This window comes from Pannonibacter phragmitetus, assembly GCF_050510895.1.
GTDB lineage: Bacteria > Pseudomonadota > Alphaproteobacteria > Rhizobiales > Stappiaceae > Pannonibacter > Pannonibacter phragmitetus_B.
Genome location: NZ_JBNINT010000001.1, coordinates 1,264,439 through 1,281,735 on the forward strand (window position 1 = coordinate 1,264,439; position 17,297 = coordinate 1,281,735).

The 17,297-nt window shown below is 62.1% G+C and carries 15 protein-coding genes, 1 tRNA gene and 1 pseudogene; 9 read left to right on the top strand and 8 right to left on the bottom strand.

Features of this window, described 5'->3' with window-relative positions; genetic code table 11:
- Positions 1-300 precede the first annotated feature (300 nt).
- From ACQB61_RS05885 to ACQB61_RS05895, 3 genes are all read right to left on the bottom strand, one after another.
- Positions 301-636, bottom strand: coding sequence for an NHLP leader peptide family RiPP precursor (locus ACQB61_RS05885; protein WP_430511870.1), 336 nt, complete (start codon positions 634-636; stop codon positions 301-303).
- 147 nt (positions 637-783) lie between these two features.
- A complete protein-coding gene (locus tag ACQB61_RS05890) occupies positions 784-1,617 on the bottom strand; it encodes a tRNA1(Val) (adenine(37)-N6)-methyltransferase (protein WP_430511871.1) in 834 nt (277 codons plus the stop codon).
- Position 1,618: 1 nt separating this feature from the next.
- On the bottom strand, positions 1,619-1,852 hold the full coding sequence (locus ACQB61_RS05895; RefSeq protein ID WP_430511872.1) for a DUF2007 domain-containing protein: 234 nt from the start codon (positions 1,850-1,852) through the stop codon (positions 1,619-1,621).
- Between the two features lie 244 nt (positions 1,853-2,096).
- Between ACQB61_RS05895 and ACQB61_RS05900 the strand changes: the two genes are divergently transcribed.
- Entirely contained in the window at positions 2,097-3,032 is a 936-nt protein-coding gene (locus ACQB61_RS05900) for a polyprenyl synthetase family protein (RefSeq protein ID WP_430511873.1), read from the top strand.
- 3 nt (positions 3,033-3,035) lie between these two features.
- Here the strand turns inward: ACQB61_RS05900 and ACQB61_RS05905 are convergent, their stop codons facing one another.
- Both ACQB61_RS05905 and ACQB61_RS05910 read right to left on the bottom strand, forming a co-directional pair.
- Positions 3,036-3,929, bottom strand: coding sequence for a 4-(cytidine 5'-diphospho)-2-C-methyl-D-erythritol kinase (locus tag ACQB61_RS05905; protein ID WP_430514307.1), 894 nt, complete (start codon positions 3,927-3,929; stop codon positions 3,036-3,038).
- A gap of 24 nt (positions 3,930-3,953) precedes the next feature.
- Positions 3,954-5,744: a tetratricopeptide repeat protein gene (locus ACQB61_RS05910; protein WP_430511874.1), complete on the bottom strand. Its 1,791-nt coding sequence runs from the start codon at positions 5,742-5,744 to the stop codon at positions 3,954-3,956.
- 450 nt (positions 5,745-6,194) lie between these two features.
- Between ACQB61_RS05910 and ACQB61_RS05915 the strand changes: the two are divergent.
- From ACQB61_RS05915 to ACQB61_RS05930, 4 genes and pseudogenes are all read left to right on the top strand, one after another.
- A pseudogene (locus tag ACQB61_RS05915) lies at positions 6,195-6,848 on the top strand (PEP/pyruvate-binding domain-containing protein); the annotation flags it as partial.
- Positions 6,803-8,761, top strand: a complete 1,959-nt coding sequence (gene ppdK, locus ACQB61_RS05920) for a pyruvate, phosphate dikinase (RefSeq protein WP_430514308.1) — start codon at positions 6,803-6,805, stop codon at positions 8,759-8,761. The pseudogene ACQB61_RS05915 and the gene ppdK, both read left to right, overlap by 46 nt.
- Before the next feature lie 101 nt (positions 8,762-8,862).
- Entirely contained in the window at positions 8,863-9,705 is an 843-nt protein-coding gene (locus ACQB61_RS05925) for an ArgK/MeaB family GTPase (RefSeq protein ID WP_430511875.1), read from the top strand.
- Positions 9,706-9,727: 22 nt separating this feature from the next.
- The gene (locus ACQB61_RS05930; protein ID WP_430511876.1) at positions 9,728-10,129 is read left to right on the top strand and encodes a MerR family DNA-binding protein; all 402 of its coding nucleotides are present in this window, start codon (positions 9,728-9,730) and stop codon (positions 10,127-10,129) included.
- A 17-nt stretch (positions 10,130-10,146) separates the two neighbouring features.
- Here the strand turns inward: ACQB61_RS05930 and ACQB61_RS05935 are convergent, their stop codons facing one another.
- Positions 10,147-12,348, bottom strand: coding sequence for a putative bifunctional diguanylate cyclase/phosphodiesterase (locus ACQB61_RS05935; RefSeq protein ID WP_430511877.1), 2,202 nt, complete (start codon positions 12,346-12,348; stop codon positions 10,147-10,149).
- A gap of 456 nt (positions 12,349-12,804) precedes the next feature.
- Here ACQB61_RS05935 and ACQB61_RS05940 point away from each other — a divergent pair, with 456 nt between their 5' ends.
- Positions 12,805-13,086 carry a hypothetical protein gene (locus tag ACQB61_RS05940; RefSeq protein ID WP_430511878.1) on the top strand — a complete coding sequence of 94 codons (282 nt, stop codon included), beginning with the start codon at positions 12,805-12,807 and terminating at the stop codon, positions 13,084-13,086.
- Complete coding sequence (locus ACQB61_RS05945) at positions 13,044-13,676, top strand: hypothetical protein (RefSeq protein WP_430511879.1); 633 nt, start codon at positions 13,044-13,046, stop codon at positions 13,674-13,676. The genes ACQB61_RS05940 and ACQB61_RS05945 overlap by 43 nt, the downstream gene beginning before the upstream one ends.
- 64 nt (positions 13,677-13,740) lie before the next feature.
- Here ACQB61_RS05945 and radC read toward each other — a convergent pair whose 3' ends face one another.
- Positions 13,741-14,478, bottom strand: a complete 738-nt coding sequence (gene radC, locus ACQB61_RS05950; RefSeq protein WP_430511880.1) for a RadC family protein — start codon at positions 14,476-14,478, stop codon at positions 13,741-13,743.
- A gap of 59 nt (positions 14,479-14,537) precedes the next feature.
- A complete protein-coding gene (gene map, locus ACQB61_RS05955; protein ID WP_430511881.1) occupies positions 14,538-15,371 on the bottom strand; it encodes a type I methionyl aminopeptidase in 834 nt (277 codons plus the stop codon).
- A 506-nt stretch (positions 15,372-15,877) separates the two neighbouring features.
- Here map and ACQB61_RS05960 point away from each other — a divergent pair.
- A tRNA-Leu gene (locus tag ACQB61_RS05960) sits at positions 15,878-15,965 on the top strand.
- A gap of 124 nt (positions 15,966-16,089) precedes the next feature.
- A complete protein-coding gene (locus tag ACQB61_RS05965) occupies positions 16,090-17,199 on the top strand; it encodes an NAD(P)/FAD-dependent oxidoreductase (protein ID WP_430511882.1) in 1,110 nt (369 codons plus the stop codon).
- Positions 17,200-17,297 lie beyond the last annotated feature (98 nt).

Sequence of the window (17,297 nt, forward strand, 5' to 3'; positions counted from 1 at the left end):
ATCGGGAAGCTCATCCTGAGTGATTGAGCGTGGCAGGACGAGGACAACCTCACCGGCGTTTTCTTCAATCACGGTGATCTTGAGAGAGGGGATCGGGTCATTGCCGATCAGCTCCTTGATGGCCGCATGCGGATTGCTTTTCAGCAGCTCGCGGAAGGCGGCATCTGACGAGGCCCTCAGAAGCAGGTGCTTCTCGATGTGCTGGCGGGCCTGAGTAAGCGGGTCAACTTCAGACATCACAGAAAAACTCCTGAGGTTCAGAGGAAGGTGCTACCGGCCGCAGACAGGAAAAGGCAGATGTTATTTGTTGGCAGGACACAGCCTTGCAAATGTCATGCTGCCTTTCGGGATGACAAAGGACGAGAAGCTGACGCCGCCCGAGGCCATGTCGAGGAGCTCGTCCGGAAGCTCGTCCTGAGCGATCGAGCGCGGCAGGACGAGGACCACTTCGCCAGCGTTCTCTTCGACCACGGTGATCTTCAGTGAGGGGATTGGGTTGGTGCCCAGCATGGACTTGAGTGCGGCATGAGGATCAGCCTTCAGTTCCTCACGGAAGGCACTATCAGACATGGCCTTTTCGATGAGAGCCTTTTCAATGTGCTGACGGGCCTCGGCGATAGGGTCATTGGCGGACATTACTATTCTCCTCAAAACCTCTTCAGTTAAACGGCCTGACTTCACCTCTTCTGGGAAAGAGGTGAGAGGCTGTCTCCTTGCTTCTGGTTCTAACTGGAGATTCTGATCTGGAGAGAACTTGACCCCAAATCTGCCATTCAGGACGTTTCAGGGCCTTGGCTGTATCCCGAGCCCCTTGCCGTCGCGCATGACGGCCCGGGCTTCCGGCCGGAAATCCGAGCCTTCGCCCTCATGCAATACAAAGCCAGGCATCAGCCGCAAGGGCGCCTTGCTGGCGCGGATGGCGCGCAGCAGGATGCGGGTGGCGGCGGCATCGGCGCGCGGGCGCAGGGGGATGATGTCGATGGCGCCGAACCGGCCCTGAAACACGTCCAGCAGTTCCTGCAGGCCATCGGCACGGAAGATGACGGTGAGCGTACCGCCCTCGCGCAGGATGTCCGTTGCCGTCTTCGCCCAGGGCTCCAGCCCCCGCTCGTCCAGCACATGGGCGCTGGCCCGTTCGCCGGACGGGGAGGCGCGGAACTGGCCGGGCTGGTAGTAGGGCGGGTTCATGATCACGTGATCAGCCATGCAAGGGGTTAGTCCCGCTGCATGGCGCAGTGAGCCCTTGGCGGTGATGTCTGCTTCCAGCACGCTCACACGGGACGCAAATGCCGCGTTGAGCGGATCTGCCAGACCGCGCCGTGCGAGCAGGGCCGCCAGCGGATCGATCTCAACCAGCGTGACGCAAATATCCGGCAGGCGTGCTGCCGCGCAGAAGCCCGCCGTGCCAACGCCTGCACCCAAATCCACCACATGCCCCTTCGTGACATCGGGCAGGGCGGCAGCCAGATAGACCGCATCAAGACCGGCGCGGTGGAAGCCCTTTGCAGGTTGCTCAACGGTGACAAGCCTGCCCAGAAAGGCATCGCGTGTGGTGGTAACGCCTTCTGGCAGGTCAAGAGCAGGCTGGCCAAGGGCAGGTGCGATCGGGCTGCTCACATCAGCGTCCTTCTTCCGGTGTCAGTTCATGGCCAAGCCCAGCCTCGCGCATCAGGCGGCGGGCTGCGGCGATCTGGTCAGATGGTACAAGGATCCGGCGGGGAATCATGGCGAGCGAGCCTTCCAGAATGCTCATGTTGGCATCCGCGACAAAATGCGCGATTCCGGCCTCGTCAAACATGGATGCAACAACGGAGATGAGCACCAGATCATTGGTCTTGAGCAGTTCTTCCATGATCCCGCTTTCCGTTTCCGAATAGAGCCAAACGCAGAGGCATGGTTTATGCGTCTTTTCTGGTGGTGAACAACACTGTTCACTGCCTTGTCAAACGATTGATCCCTTGCGGGGGCGCTTGGCGACCTATTGTCCGCCAAAACCAGCCTTGGGAGAGTGTTTTGGCAGCCGTCGCCGCTTCCGCACCCGAATTGAAAAAGCCAAGCCCGCAATCCAGCCGCTCGTCGATCTGACAGCAGGCGGCATGGGGCAGGTCAACGATCTGATCCTGTCCAAGGCGGGATCGAATGTCGAGCTTATCCCCGAGATTGCCAAGCATCTGATCGACTCGGGCGGCAAGCGCCTGCGGCCGATGCTGACCCTCGCCATGGCGGACATGTTCGGCTATCGCGGCACGGGCCATGTCATTCTCGCTGCCAGCGTTGAGTTCATGCATACCGCAACGCTGCTCCATGACGATGTGGTTGACGAAAGCGACATGCGCCGGGGCAAGCTGGCAGCACGCAAGCTGTGGGGCAACCAGGCCAGCGTGCTCGTGGGCGACTATCTGCTCGGCCAGTCCTTCAAGATGATGGTGGATGTCGGCTCGCTCGAAGCCCTGCGCATTCTCGCGGAAGCCTCCGCCGTCATCGCCGAGGGCGAGGTGATGCAGCTGGGCGCAGCCAAGGACATCTCCACCAATGAGGCGCAGTATCTCAAGGTGATCGAGGCGAAGACCGCAGCGCTGTTTGCTGCCGCTGCCGAAGTTGGTCCGGTGATCGCCGGCATCGAAGGCGCGCAGCGTGAAGCTGCCCGCCGCTATGGCATGGATCTCGGCCTTGCTTTCCAGCTCGTGGACGATGCGCTCGATTACGGCGGATCGAGCGCGGATCTGGGCAAGCAGGTGGGCGATGATTTCCGCGAGGGCAAGATCACCCTTCCGGTCGTCGTATCCCTGGAGCGCGGCACGGACAGCGAACGCGCTTTCTGGAAGCGCTGCCTTGAAGAGGGCGATATCCGCGACGGCGACCTTGAGGAGGCCATTGCCCTGATGCGCCGTCATGGTGCCATCGAAGAGACCATTGTCCGCGCCCGTCAATATGGTGCCAGCGCCATGGCTGCGCTTGACGAGCTGCCGCAGGGCCCGCTTACCGATGCCCTGCGCGAAGCCGTTGAATTCTGCATTGCCCGGGTGAGCTGAGGCTCACCCGCCGCTCACTTCACTAGCCTCAACCCACCAGCCGGGATGCCGCGCACGCAGGTCTTGTGCCAGTTCCTGTGCAGCCTTTGGCGCACAGAGGGCAAAGCACGTGGCGCCGGAGCCGGACATGCGGGAGAACTCCGCCGCCGGGTGAGCTTCAAGTGCTGCCAGCACATCAGCAACAACTGGTGACAGGGCAATGGCGGCGGGCTGCATGTCATTGCGCGTGCCTTCCAGCCAGCAGATGAGGTCTTCGCGTCTGGAGAACGCTTCGGGCAGGGCGGGCAGAGGCGGGTTGTCTCGGACTTCAAGTGCGCGGAACACGGCCGGGGTGCTCACTGCCACACCCGGATTGACCAGCACCAGCCCAATGCGGGGCAGGGGCGGCAGCGGGGCAAGGATTTCGCCAATACCGGACATGCGGGCCGGCCGTCCAGCAAGACAGACAGGCACGTCCGCCCCCAGTTCCATTGCGATGGAATGCAGCATCGAGGGAGACAGGTCGATGCCGCTGGCCTCCAGAGCCAATCTCAGCGCCGCTGCTGCATCCGCCGATCCCCCACCGATCCCAGAGGCGACCGGCAGGTTCTTTTCAAGGTGAACGGCAAAGGGGCGCAAGGACTTGCCGGACGCCTTGTGCAGTGCTGCGATGGCACGCAATACGAGATTGCTGTCCGCCGGGCCGCCGCCTGCAAGTGCGGGCCCAAAGGGGCCGGAAACCGTGAAGGAAGAGCTTTCCGCAGCCTGCAGGCGCAATCTGTCGCCCGTCTCGGCGAAGATGGTGAAGCTGTCCAGCAGGTGATAGCCGTCTTCCCGCCGCCCGGTGATGTGCAGGGCAAGATTGATCTTGGCTCTGGCAAGGCAGGAAAAACCGGCGCGGTGTCCGCGCCGGATGATGTTCCGTTCTCCCTCATGGCCGGATCAGCCGCCGTTCTTCGACGGCGCGCTGGCTTCGACGGCTGCGGGCGTATCGGGCATGCCGTTCTCGATCTTGTCGAGAATTTTCGCAAGATCTTCCGGCGTCGGGTTGAGGTCGCGGGCATGGTTCCACTGGAACCGGGCCTCAAGACGGCGTCCCACTTTCCAGTAGGCATCGCCCAGATGGTCGTTGATTACCGGGTCAGCCGGGCGCAGCTGGACTGCACGCTCCAACTCGCGCGTTGCTTCCTCATAGCGGCCGAGCCTGTAATAGGCCCAGCCCAGACTGTCGACGATATAACCGTCGCTCGGGCGCAGACGGACAGCCGACTGGATCATCTGCAGCGCCTCATCGAGCTTCATGCCCTGATCAACGAGCGAATAGCCCAGATAATTCAGCACCTGCGGCTGATCGGGATAAAGCTCCAGCGCGGTGCGAAGGTCTACTTCAGCCTCGTTCCACTTCTTCAACCGTTCGCGGCAAATGCCACGGTTGTAGTAAAGGCCCCAATGCTCCGGCTGCGGCTTGTCCACCGTGTCGATGCCCTTGGTGTAAACCACCTCTGCCTCTGCAAACATCTCGCGGGAGCGCAGAACATTGCCGAGTGCAATGATCGCCTCAAGGTCAGACGGATCCTTGTCAATGAGAGCCTGCAGATGCTGGCGCGCCTCATCCACCTTGTCGAGGGCGTTGAAGTTGAGGCCGATCTGAATCTCCGCATCCCGCTTCAGCGGCGAACTCTCCGGTACCTGCTCCAGAGCAGCAATGGCCTGCTCGGGCGCATTCAACCTGTTGTACAGTCCGCCAAGAGCGAGAGCTGCAAAATCGGCATCTCCGTTGAGATCCAGGGACAGATTGAGCAGGGCGGCTCCCAGCTCTTCTGCGCCGTCATTGCCAATGGCTGAGCCGAGACCGCTCAGAAGCTCAGCAATTCCCGTCAGCGGATCTGCGACAACCGGGCCAAACTTTTCCCCCTTCTCGATCCTGGCACGTGTGCGCGAGAGGATGGGATGACTGGGGATCAGTTGATCGTACTGGTCCAGAACGGCAAGCGCTTCTTTCTTCTTGCCGGCTGACGCGAGCAGAATTGCATAGGTATCGACGACCTTCAGCGCTCCGCGGTCCGCGTCATAGGCTTGCTTGGCCCGCGTCAGGGCGATGTCCATGCGTCCGGCCTGCTGTGCCATCAGCGCAGCGTGGTTGGCCTTGAACACGTCAAACCATTCAGGGCCCTTGAGGGCATCGATATCTGCCAGCGCCTTCTTGAGGTCACCTGCACCAAGGTCGAACCAGGCGCGGGAGATGGCAACAGTCAGATCCGCCAGCGGACCGCCACCATCGTTTTCGAGCGTCCGGGATGCTTCGCGGAAGCTGCCGTCACGGGCGAGGTCAAGGCTCTGCAGAAGGCTGGCGAGGAAGTTGCGGAGCTTCAGGGCCTGCATGTCCTGAGCAAGAATACGTGCGTCCTCGAATTCGCCGCTGGCCATGCGCAGCATGAAAGAACGTTCCAGCAGGACACCGTTCTCGGGGTCGGTGCCCAGCGTCTCTTCATAGAAAGCGGCAGCCGAGGGAAAATCATTCAATCGGGCGGCAAGACGGGCGGCCAGATAGCTGCCTGCCTGCGTGACGGGAAGATCCTGAGGGGTGCCATATTGCTGATCTGCCGCAGGTTCGCCTGATGAGGCAATTGCCTGCACCGGAACCATCAGAAGCGCTGCGCCAAGCAGCAGCCGGCTCATACGGCTGGCGGAAACCTTGCGCTTCTGCGCCGGAACGTCGGTCAACGTCGTCATCTTACCTCTCAGGAACGATGGGCGGGCCATCGTGATTCCATGTGAACCCACATCTTCATGATACGATGGCGGCTTTGTGGCGCCGGGGCAAGCCGGAGCCCCGCCTTTGGTTGAGTCACCTGATCACATTTATCACATAGCATCCGGGATGCAGCCGTGTTGATCGGCGCGCGTCTTGCCGCATTCGACCTTCGGCCAATTGCCAGAAGGCATTGAACGGGTGCTTTGCGTTGCGGTGCAAAAAACCTTGTGTGCCCCAGTCCGGCATTGCAGGAATAAAGGGCGCAAGGTCAGCGTTCAGCTTTCCGCAGGAGGAGGCAGCCCGGTGGCGGGACGCAATTTGGGAGATAGAGAATGGCCAAGTGGGTGTATGGGTTTGGCAACGGAACTGCGGAGGGAAACGCTGGCCTGAAGACCCTGCTCGGCGGCAAGGGGGCAAACCTTGCCGAAATGAGCAATCTGGGTTTGCCGGTGCCGCCTGGCTTCACCATCACCACTGAGGTTTGCACCTGGTATTACGACAAGGGCAAAGCCTATCCGGACGATCTTGCGCAGCAGGTTGAGCAGGCTCTTGCCGCAGCCGGAGGACTGACCGGCCGCCGTTTTGGCGATGCACAGAACCCGCTTCTGGTGTCCGTCCGCTCCGGTGCAAGGGTGTCCATGCCAGGCATGATGGATACGGTGTTGAACCTCGGCCTCAACGACATGACAGTTGAAGCCATCGGACGGGCCGCAGGTGACCGCCGTTTTGCCTATGACAGCTACCGCCGCTTCATCCAGATGTATGGCGATGTGGTGATGGGCCTTGATCACCAAGCCTTCGAGGAAATCCTTGATGAGGTGAAGGATGAGGCCGGGTACTCGCTGGATACGGACCTGTCCACCGAAGAGCTGATTGGCATCGTCGAGCGTTACAAGGCCCTGGTGGAAGAGGAACTGGGGCGCCCCTTCCCGCAGGATCCGATGGACCAGTTGTGGGGCGCAATCGGAGCGGTGTTTGACTCCTGGATGACGGCCCGGGCCCAGACCTACCGGCGCCTGCATGACATTCCGGCCGACTGGGGCACGGCGGTGAATGTGCAGGCCATGGTCTTTGGCAATATGGGCGAGACCTCCGCAACGGGCGTTGCCTTCACCCGCAACCCGTCCACGGGCGAGAAGGCGCTTTACGGAGAGTTCCTTGTCAATGCGCAGGGGAGGACGTGGTGGCGGGCATCCGCACGCCGCAGGACATCACCGAGAAGGCGAGGCTTGAGGCCGGTTCCGAACGGCCTTCTCTCGAGGTGCTGATGCCGGAGGCCTTTGCCGAGTTCCAGACCATCTGCGACCGGCTGGAAGCCCATTACCGCGACATGCAGGATCTGGAATTCACCATCGAGCGCGGCAAGCTGTGGATGCTGCAAACCCGCTCGGGCAAGCGCACCGCGAAGGCGGCGCTGAAGATTGCCGTAGACATGGCGGACGAAGGCCTTCTGAGCCGCGAGGAAGCGGTGTTGCGCGTCGAGCCGCAGGCGCTGGATCAGCTTCTGCATCCGGCCATCGATCCGGCAGCAAAGCGCGATATTCTGGTGACTGGCCTCCCGGCTTCACCAGGAGCTGCTTGCGGGGCCATTGTCTTCACCTCCGAAGAGGCAGAAGAAGCCAAGGCTGCAGGGCGCAAGGTCATTCTGGTGCGTGTCGAAACAAGCCCGGAGGACATCCACGGCATGCACGCAGCGGAAGGCATTCTGACCAGCCGTGGCGGCATGACGAGCCACGCCGCCGTGGTGGCGCGTGGCATGGGCAAGCCCTGTGTCTCTGGCGCCGGAGCTCTGCGCATTGATTACCGCAATGGCACCTTGTCGGCAGGTGGCCGGTCGCTGGCCAAGGGCGATGTGATCACCATCGACGGTGCTTCCGGGCAGGTTCTGGTGGGCGAAGTGGCGATGCAGCAGCCGGCGCTTTCCGGTGATTTCGCTACCCTGATGGGCTGGGCCGACGAAGTGCGGCGCATGAAGGTGCGCACCAATGCCGAAACGCCGGCAGACGCGCGGGCGGCACGGCAGTTTGGAGCGGAAGGCATCGGCCTTTGCCGTACCGAGCATATGTTCTTCGATGGGGACCGGATCATTGCCGTGCGCGAGATGATCCTTGCCTCGACGGAAGACGGCCGCAGGGCGGCGCTGGGCAAGCTGCTGCCGATGCAGCGGGATGACTTCGTACAGCTGTTCGAGATCATGCACGGATTGCCGGTTACGATCCGTCTGCTGGATCCGCCGCTGCACGAGTTCCTGCCGAAGTCGGATGAGGAGATTGCGGAAGTCGCCGCGGCCATGGGCATTGACGCTGAGAAGCTGCGCGAGAGGGCGCTGGATCTCGAAGAGTTCAACCCGATGCTCGGCCATCGCGGCTGCCGCCTGCTGGTCTCCTATCCTGAGATTGCAGAGATGCAGGCCCGCGCCATCTTCGAGGCCGCTGTCGAGGCCGGCAAGCGCACCGGTGCGCCTGTTGTGCCAGAGATCATGGTGCCGCTGGTCGGCCTGAAGGCGGAGCTGGATCTGGTGCGCGGGCGCATCGATGCCATGGCGGAGGCCGTGGCGAAGGAAACCGGCATTGCCGTGTCTTATCAGGTTGGCACCATGGTGGAGCTGCCGCGAGCCGCCCTGCGTGCTGGCGACATTGCTGCAACAGCGGAATTCTTTTCCTTCGGCACCAATGACCTGACGCAGACCACCTTTGGCATTTCCCGTGATGACGCGGCGTCGTTCCTCGGCACGTATCAGCTCAAAGGCATCATTGAACAGGATCCATTCGTTTCCATTGACAGGGATGGTGTCGGTGAACTGATTTCCATTGCCGCTGAGCGGGGCAGGGCGGTGCGCCCTGACATCAAGCTCGGCATTTGCGGCGAGCATGGCGGTGATCCGGCGTCGATCGCCTTCTGTGAAAGCGTCGGTCTCGACTATGTGTCCTGCTCTCCCTTCCGTGTGCCCATTGCCCGGCTCGCGGCGGCGCAATCCTATCTGCGCCGGACATGAGGCATGGCAGGCAGTGAGGCCATCGCAGCGCTCAGGGCAGGGGGAAACTCGCTCTTGCCCGGGCGCTGACGCGCATCGAGACCGGTCACGGGCAAGAAGAGGTGGATGCCTTCCTGGACGCGGCCTGCCGGGAGGGCTCGGGCCATGTTCTGGGTCTTACCGGACCGCCTGGCGCGGGCAAATCAACACTGACCAACAGCCTGCTCAAGGCACTGCGGCGCGAAGGGAAAACCACCGGGGTTCTCGCCGTCGATCCCTCTTCCCGCCGCTCGGGCGGGGCTTTGCTGGGAGACCGTACCCGGTTGACGGCGGACCCGGAGGATGCGGGCATCTTCATCCGTTCCATGGCGGCGCGCGACCGGCTGGGCGGGCTTTCGGATCATGCGCTGGCGGCCATCGCGGTAATGCGGGCGGCGCGCGATGCGGTGATCGTGGAATCCGTCGGCATCGGCCAGTCGGAAGCAGATGTGGCGATTGCGGTCGATACGCTGGTTCTGTGTATCCAGCCGGGCTCCGGCGATAGCCTGCAGTTCATGAAGGCAGGCGTGATGGAACTGCCTGACATCATTGTCGTGACCAAGGCCGACATGGGCGCCTATGCAGCCAGAGCCGTTGCGGATGTGAAAGGGGCCCTGTCCTTGAGCGACCGGGAGCGCGATGGCTGGCAGGTGCCGGTGCTGCCGGTGAGTGCGCAGGATGGCAGCGGCCTTGAGGCATTGCACGAGGCAATTGTTGGGCACCGGGCGTTTCTCGAGGCGGGCAGGCTGGCGGCTCAGCGCTTTACCCTGCGTCAGGAGGCCTGGGTGGCAGACTATCTGAAGACCCGCTATGGTCAGGCTGGAAGCCATCTACTCAGCCCTGCCGTACTGATCCGCGATGCTGGCGGCCCCTTCGCGGCGATGAGGCTGGCGGACCGCCGTCTGGTGGTCAAGGTGGTGCCGTAAGAGCCTGTAACGGAGACCTGACATGACAGAGACCGGCAGCAGCATTGGCGAAGTCTCGGAACTGACCGGATTTCCGCCCAAGACGCTGCGCTATTACGAGGATATCGGGCTGGTGCGTCCGCTGCGGCAGGACAACGGCTACCGTGCCTATTCGCCTGCCGACGTGGAGCGGCTGCAGTTTCTCAAGCGTGCCCGCAGCCTTGGCTTTTCCATCGAGGATTGCCGGAGCCTGCTGGAGCTGCGCCAGAACCCGCACAGGAGCAGCGCCCGCGTGAAGGCTGTCGCGGAGGCGCATCTGGCGGAGCTTGAAACCAAAATCCGGCAGCTCATGGATCTGCGCGACGATCTCACCGCGATGGTCGAGGCCTGCCGTGGAGACAGCTGCCCCGACTGCGCCATCATCGAAGGGCTGTCAGGACACTGATTGAGGCGCGTGTGCCGTCATCCGGCGAGACGGCTCGCGGGACGCAGGATCATCGGATCAAGGCTGATGGTCTGGATGAGAGCGGAGACCGTTTCAACGGGGGCAGGGCGGCCGATGTAGTAGCCCTGCATGCGCTCGCAGCCTGCGCTGGTGAGGAACTGCACCTGCGGCGCCGTTTCAATGCCTTCGGCCACCACGGTCATGCCAAGGGCTGCGCCCAGATCAATGATGGTGCGCACAATTGCCTGGGCCTGCGGGCTTTCGTCGACCGGCAAGATGAAGTCCCGGTCAATCTTCAGAATGTCGAACGGGAAACGGCGCAGGTAGCTGAGGCTGGAATAGCCTGAGCCGAAGTCATCCAGCGCAATCTTGAGACCCAGTTCCTTGAGCCGCTTCATGGCCGTCAGAACGGTATCGTCCTTGCCAGCGAAGACCGACTCGGTGACCTCGATTTCCAGGCGTGAGGGGGCCATGTCATAGGCGGAGAGGGTCTCGATGACCTGGTCGATGAAGCGCGGATGGCGGAACTGAGTTGGCGAGATGTTGACCGAAACAGTGATGTCCGGCCAATGATGCGCGTCCTGACATGCCCGGCGCAGCACCCAGAGGCCCAGGTCGTTGATCAGGCCCGTTTCTTCGGCAATGGGCACGAAAATGGCCGGGCTGACATGTCCATGTTCCGGATGAGTCCAGCGCACGAGTGTTTCCACTGCGGCGACCCTGCCGGTTCGGCTGTCCAGCTGTGGCTGGTAAGCGACCGAAAGCAGGTCATTGTCGATGGCGCGGCGCAGATCGCGGGCGATCTTGTCGCGGGTGTGAACATGCTCTTCCATGGACGGATCGAAGAAGGACCAGCGGCGGCGGCCATTGGCCTTGGCATCGTAGAGCGCGATATCCGCCTTGCGGAGCAGCTCACCTGCGGTCGTGCCATCCTGCGGGGCAATGGCTGCCCCCATGGACAGACTGACATAGAGCTCATTTCCGGCAACCCGCAGTGGACGGCTCAGCTCATCCTGAATATGGCTGAGTTGATATTCGATGAGAGAGCGCGAGCGGCAGCCCGACAGGATCATGGCAAATTCATCGCCTGAAATGCGCGCCAGCATGCCCGTCGGCGGCACGATGGTCCGAAGGCGCGCTGTCACTGCCTTGATGACTTCATCGCCGGCTGCATGGCCTAGCGTGTCGTTGATGTCCTTGAAATGATCGAGGTCGATGTAGATGACGGCCGTCAGATCTTTGCCATTGCGTTCATCGTGTGCATTCGCCAGTGCTTCCACCAGCATACGGCTGAAGTAGTCGCGGTTCGGCAAGCCGGACAGGCTGTCATGTTGGGCTGCATAGATGGCGCGGGCCTCGCTGTTGGCGAGCTTGCGTGTCGATTGCCTTGCGTAGTTCAGCAGGAGAGCCGTCATGGCGGCGATGGCTAGCACGAGCAGAACAAGCACCGGCAAAATGCGCATGAGCATCAGCGATCCCGGACGGGATGAGCGCCAGTTGAGGCGCGTTACTGGCTGGCCTGAAGGGTCAAATACGAGGACAGAGGCCAAGTCTCTCCGGCTCTGTTGAACCGGGCCGGCTTCGATCCCGGAAATCCCTGCCATTCCGGACAGACGCCCCAGAACTGAAGGCGTCATGGCGACAAGGCTCACCAGAACGGCGGGATCTTCACGCTCTGCGCTCGCGTTGTGTGTCTGTGGCGAGATTGCCGTCACGCTGAAGTAATGCGGACGCCCACCCGCCATGACAACGCCATTTTCGAAAATGGTCCTGTGATTGGCACGGTAGTCCGGTTGAAACCGGAAGGTGCCTGCGGCCGTTTTCCGGAAGCTTGAGATGTAGCTGGCCCGGACGTCGGCCACCGGTCTGCGCAGTGCATTGAGCAGTTTGTCGTCAAACCAGTTGACGGCGCCATCATCGTCGTAGGTGACGATGGCTTCCAGATTACGGTTCAAGATAACCGTCTTGGTATGGCCGTGCACTGTTGAAAGGGAAATGGCGACCTGGTGCAGCAGCCACGCGGCCTCTTCCGAACCACGTTTTGCCCGGAAATAGGCATCATCCCATACGGCTGCAGCCTCCTGCTGACTGCTCAGCTGGTCCAGTTGCATCGCCAGAGATCCCTCAATCAGACTGCGCTCGCTGTCTTCTGCGGCAGAATCTGTCAAGGACGACGACCAGATGAGAATTGCGAAGACAAACAGGACAGCAAGCAGCATCACACCAATCACCGGAATGATGATCGTGTTTGCTATTTTTCCTCCCTGTGTCCCTATGCCTTGATTCATGCAACCCGCCCCCGGCTTCTGACAATTACTCTCCGGGAAAAGACTTAAGGAATGGCGGATGGATTTGGTTAAGGCCAGTTCACAAAGAGCGAATTTGTAACGCTGCATGGAAGAATGGAGCCGCCTGACATCCTGCCGGTTGTTTTTCTGTATCGCTGGCAAGCAGTTTTGACGCCGCGTATTTGCTTTCCTCAAGCATCTGCAGATCCAGACGTTCACAGACAAACCTGCATTGCCGCAGATAGGTGCAGGACCGCAGCGCCAGGGATCTTTTCCCGAGAGCCCGAGCTGTTATACCAAAGCACTTGATGCTGAAGCAGCATACCCTGGGAATGCTCGGGAGCGGCATGGATTTGATATTATCGTGCTGCTGAAACGGGAGGCCGCATGGATCAGCTTGCACAAATGAAGAGAAGCTGGCCGCAGCAGATGGATGAGAGTGCCTATGCGGCGGCAATCTTGCGCTGCGCAGACAACATCCTGCCCATGCACATGGGCGAGCGGCTGATCAACAAGATCTTCGGCAAGAGCCTGCAATCTCACGCGGCTGGCTTGCTCGCCATTCTTCATTGCCGGGCGCAGCTTGGTGAGGGGAGCAGGCCACGCTGTCCGTCCTTCAGCAGCAGATGGGCCGCAGCCGCACGCTGGCAAGCTTTATTGGCCTGCTGAAGCTTGCTGGTTACGTTAGGGCAGTTGAGGCCTCCGGCAACCGGCGCGAAAAGCGGCTGGAACCAACGGAGCTGATGTTGAACGGTCTCAAGACCTGGCTGTCGCATCATCTGGCCTGCGCCGGAGTGGCCGGGTTGCCATTGCCGGAGCCGGACCTCCATCTGCGTCTGCGTGATGATCCCGCCTACGGCCTGCGCTTTGTCGCCGAGACTCACGACATGGTGCGCCAGACCCGGGAAGCACTGGCGGGCGAGGGGGCCTGGCCGTGGTTCGACCGGTTCGACTGTGGTGACCGGCTGGCGCTGCTTCTGCTGAAGGCCCATTACGGTGCGCAGGGGCAAACGCCCTGGCTGCCCTTCTCCGCAAGGCAAGCCGCTGCTCAGCTTGGCATCTCTCATTCCCACGTGCGCAATGTCATCAACAAGGCGGAGGCGTCCGGATGGCTGGTGCAGCGCCGCGATCAAGGTGAACTGCAGCTGACCCCCGCCTTCCTGACTGGCGTGCGGGACTGGTATCTGATGTTCTGGGGCTGGCTTTGCGAAGCCGCGCAACGGGCGCATGCGCGTGAGGTAACCGCTGACCGGGCGTGATGCGCGGGCTAGCCGTATGCTTTTGATGCTCTGCTTCGCGGCGGGGCCGCGCCTGTGACCGGCCTCAGATCAATTGCAGACCGCGGAAGCTGATTTCCGAGCCGCGCGCCACGATAATGTGGTCATGCACCTCGATACCAAGAGGCTTGGCAATGTCGATGATCTGCTTCGTCATCTGGATGTCGGCACGTGACGGCGTCGGGTCGCCGCTTGGGTGATTGTGGACCAGAATGATGGCGGTGGCCGAAAGCTCCAGCGCCCGGCGGATCACCTCACGCGGATAGACCGGCGTATGGTCCACCGTGCCGCGCTGCTGCACTTCATCGGCGATGAGGCCATTCTTCTTGTCGAGGAACAGGATGCGGAACTCTTCCCGGTCGGCATGGCCGCTGGCGGCGCGCACATAGGTGACGACCTTGGACCAGGAGGACAACGGTTCCCGGTCCACGATTTCGCCTCTCGCATAGCGGGTGGCGCAGGCCTGCAGCAGTTTCAGCAGACCTGCAACAGCTTCACCGGCTTCTGGCACTTCCATGATCCGCTCGGGAGATGCGGCAAGCACGTTGGTGAAGGTGCCGAAGCGCTGCAGAAGCGCCTTGGCCAGAGGCTTGGTATCCCTTCTGGACAGCGCGTGAAACAGCACGAGCTCCAGCAGCTCGTAATCGGCAAAGCCGTCACCACCCAGCTTGCGGAACTTTTCACGGACCCGTTTGCGATGCTCGGTGTAATGCGGCTCGGGCGCGCGCTCCGAAAAGCCGCCCCGTGCCTCATCCGTCCTGTCGCCCGTGTCGTCCTTCGGCATGCCGCGTTCCGTGGTCTGAAGAGCTGAAGAGGGGTATGCGGGAGATCAGTCTGTCCTGCTCAGGCGACCTTATCGAAGCCGGGCCGGTGCAGGCCCTTCGGCGAAAGCGTGAAGATCTCGCAGCCCGTGTCAGTGATGCCGACAGCATGTTCGAACTGAGCCGAGAGCGAGCGGTCACGGGTAACGGCTGTCCAGCCGTCGCTCAGCACCTTCACCTGCGGCTTGCCGAGGTTCACCATCGGCTCGATGGTGAAGATCATGCCCGGTTTCAGCTCGATGCCTTCGCCCTTGCGGCCGTAGTGCAGGATGTTGGGCGTGTCGTGGAAGAGACGGCCGACACCATGCCCGCAGAAATCGCGCACCACGGAGCAGCGCTCCTTTTCCACGAAGGTCTGGATGGCATAGCCGATGTCGCCCGTGGTGTTGCCGGGACGGGCGGCCTCGATGCCCAGCAGAAGCGACTCGTAGGTCACCTCGATCAGCCGTTCAGCCGAGCGCTTCAGTTCGCCGACAGGATACATGCGGCTGCTGTCGCCATACCAGCCATCGACCACGAAGGTCACGTCGATGTTGACGATATCGCCTTCACGCAGCGGCTTGTCATTGGGGATGCCGTGGCAGACCACATGGTTGATCGAGGTGCAGCTCGCCTTGGTATAACCCCGGTAATAGAGCGTTGCCGGCAGCACGCCTTTGTCGCGGCCGAAGCGGTAGACGAAATCATCCAGCTCCTGCGTGGTTACGCCGGGCTTCACAATGTCCGCAAGGCCATCAAGGCACTCGGCCGTCACCTGACCGGCCTTGTGCATGGCCTTGAAATCCTCCGGCGAATAGAGCCGTACCTGGCCGGTGTTCTTGAGCGGGGCGGTGGCTGCGTCGATGTAAGTGACCATGGGTTCCGTTCTGATCCGATTCGTCTCCGCCCTGTGCCGAAGGTCCAGAACCCGCTGCGCATGGGACTTTGGTGCCCTGGCGCGCAAGGCGGTGGTGCTCTGGCGCGCGGCACCTGACCGGGGCTGCATGCTGCCTGTTGTCATGGGGCTCGCCTGTCTGTTCTGTCGCCTAATATGAGCGGCCCCGGCTTGCAAGGAAAGATGTGTCAGCCCCCGCAGAAGAATTTTCCTGCCGCTGGCTTGGGGAGGCAGGGGAAAAAGGGGCGAAAGGCCGTTGGACCAGTTCGGGATGAGCCCGGAACCAGGCATGACCCCGCCGGCCACCAGCCCTGCTGCCGCCTGTCGGCCTGCCCCAATTTGCACTTGCAGACCGGCGCCGCTGCCGCTACCTCATACCCCGCGCCGGAAGAAGCCTCCCCCGGCATCCTGCTCATGCTCCTCAGAGGGGCTTGCAGCCCCCGGACAAGACCCGCCCTAAGGGCGCGCCTCGGCTCCGGCCCAGACCTGCGGACGTGGTGAAACTGGTAGCCACAGCGGACTTAAAATCCGCCGCCCTCAAACGGCTTACGGGTTCGAGTCCCGTCGTCCGCACCAGACTGGAAAATTGGACGCCTCTTTGCTGAGTTTTGCCTTCTGCCTGTGGGCAAGGCCGTGTGCCGCTGTTGCCGGCTGGCTGAGGGAGCTAAGGTAGGGCCGCATGAAAGCGGGAGAATGACCGGTGAAAGTTGCGATTGTTGGCGCTGGTATTGGCGGGTTGTCGGCTGCATGGGCTCTGCGCAAGGCCGGTTTGGACGTGACTGTTTTCGATCAAGGGCCGATCCCCAATCCTTTGGCGACCTCTCACGACGAGCATCGCATCACCCGCCACATCTATCCGGGGCTCGATGGCTACGGCCAGCTGATGCCGGAAGCCTTCCGTGCCTATGACGCGCTCTGGCTGGATCTGGGCCAGTGCCATTTCGAGCCGCGCCCGATGGTGCATGTCTCGCGCGGGGAGGTGAGCTATTTCCCTTCCGCCGAAGCGGAAATGAAGGCGCTGGGCATCCCCATCCGCCCCCTGCCGCTGGACGGGCTTGAGGCCATGATCCCGGTGCTGGAAACATCCGGCATCCGCGAGGCTTTCGAAGTGGGCGGAACCGGTGTGCTCTTCGCCGCCCGCACGATTACGGCGCTCGCCGCGTGGCTGGCAGAAAACGGCGCCGATCTCAGATCTCACTCCCACGTGACGGATGTGAACCCGGACAGCGCCACGGTGACGGTGGACGGCCGCCGCGAGAGCTTCGATGCTGTCATCGTGGCCGCCGGTGCCTGGGTGAGTGATCTGGTGCCTCAGACCGCTCAACGCCTCGTGCCGTCGCGCCAGCTGGTGCTCTATCTGGAGCCGCCGCAGGATATGGCTTCCGCATGGGCGCAGGCGCCCATCATCATCGACATGGGCAGCGGCAGCTATGGCGCCTACGTCCTGCCGCCATGCAACGGCACGCGGCTGAAGATCGGCGACCACCGCTTCACCCGCATCGGCCACGGCAGTGATGACCGCACGCCAACGGCTGCCGACATCGCCCCCGTGCGCGAAGCCTTGACCGGCACGCTGCGCGGCTCGGACCACTACCGGATCATCGAGGAGAAGATCTGCTACTACACCGTCGCGGCGGATGAGCGTTTCGTCAGCGAGCCTCTGGGCAAATCCGGCTGGCTGCTCAGTGCCTGCTCCGGCCACGGCTTCAAGCTGGGCCCGCTCATGGGCCTAGGGGTGGCCGACGCCATCACCGGCAAACGGGCTGCGGCGGATGTCTCCCGCTGGGCTGCGGGATTGGGCAGGGGCTGAGGGGGCTAGATATCCCCATCCGCCGCCTCTCCCAAAAACAACAGCGCCCCAATCAATTGCTGGAAAGGGGCGCTGCCGGTTACGTCAGTCAATGTGCC

What these genes read in the sequence shown, in the direction of transcription:
- map (WP_430511881.1), bottom strand. Translation starts at nt 15,371, where the DNA reads ATGGTCACTTACATCGACGCAGCCACCGCCCCGCTCAAGAACACCGGC.
- ACQB61_RS05935 (WP_430511877.1), bottom strand. Translation starts at nt 12,348, where the DNA reads ATGCTGCTTGCTGTCCTGTTTGTCTTCGCAATTCTCATCTGGTCGTCG.
- ACQB61_RS05900 (WP_430511873.1), top strand. Translation starts at nt 2,097, where the DNA reads ATGGGGCAGGTCAACGATCTGATCCTGTCCAAGGCGGGATCGAATGTC.
- radC (WP_430511880.1), bottom strand. Translation starts at nt 14,478, where the DNA reads ATGCCGAAGGACGACACGGGCGACAGGACGGATGAGGCACGGGGCGGC.
- ACQB61_RS05910 (WP_430511874.1), bottom strand. Translation starts at nt 5,744, where the DNA reads ATGACGACGTTGACCGACGTTCCGGCGCAGAAGCGCAAGGTTTCCGCC.
- ACQB61_RS05930 (WP_430511876.1), top strand. Translation starts at nt 9,728, where the DNA reads ATGACAGAGACCGGCAGCAGCATTGGCGAAGTCTCGGAACTGACCGGA.
- ACQB61_RS05885 (WP_430511870.1), bottom strand. Translation starts at nt 636, where the DNA reads ATGTCCGCCAATGACCCTATCGCCGAGGCCCGTCAGCACATTGAAAAG.
- ACQB61_RS05940 (WP_430511878.1), top strand. Translation starts at nt 12,805, where the DNA reads ATGGATCAGCTTGCACAAATGAAGAGAAGCTGGCCGCAGCAGATGGAT.
- ACQB61_RS05945 (WP_430511879.1), top strand. Translation starts at nt 13,044, where the DNA reads ATGGGCCGCAGCCGCACGCTGGCAAGCTTTATTGGCCTGCTGAAGCTT.
- ACQB61_RS05895 (WP_430511872.1), bottom strand. Translation starts at nt 1,852, where the DNA reads ATGGAAGAACTGCTCAAGACCAATGATCTGGTGCTCATCTCCGTTGTT.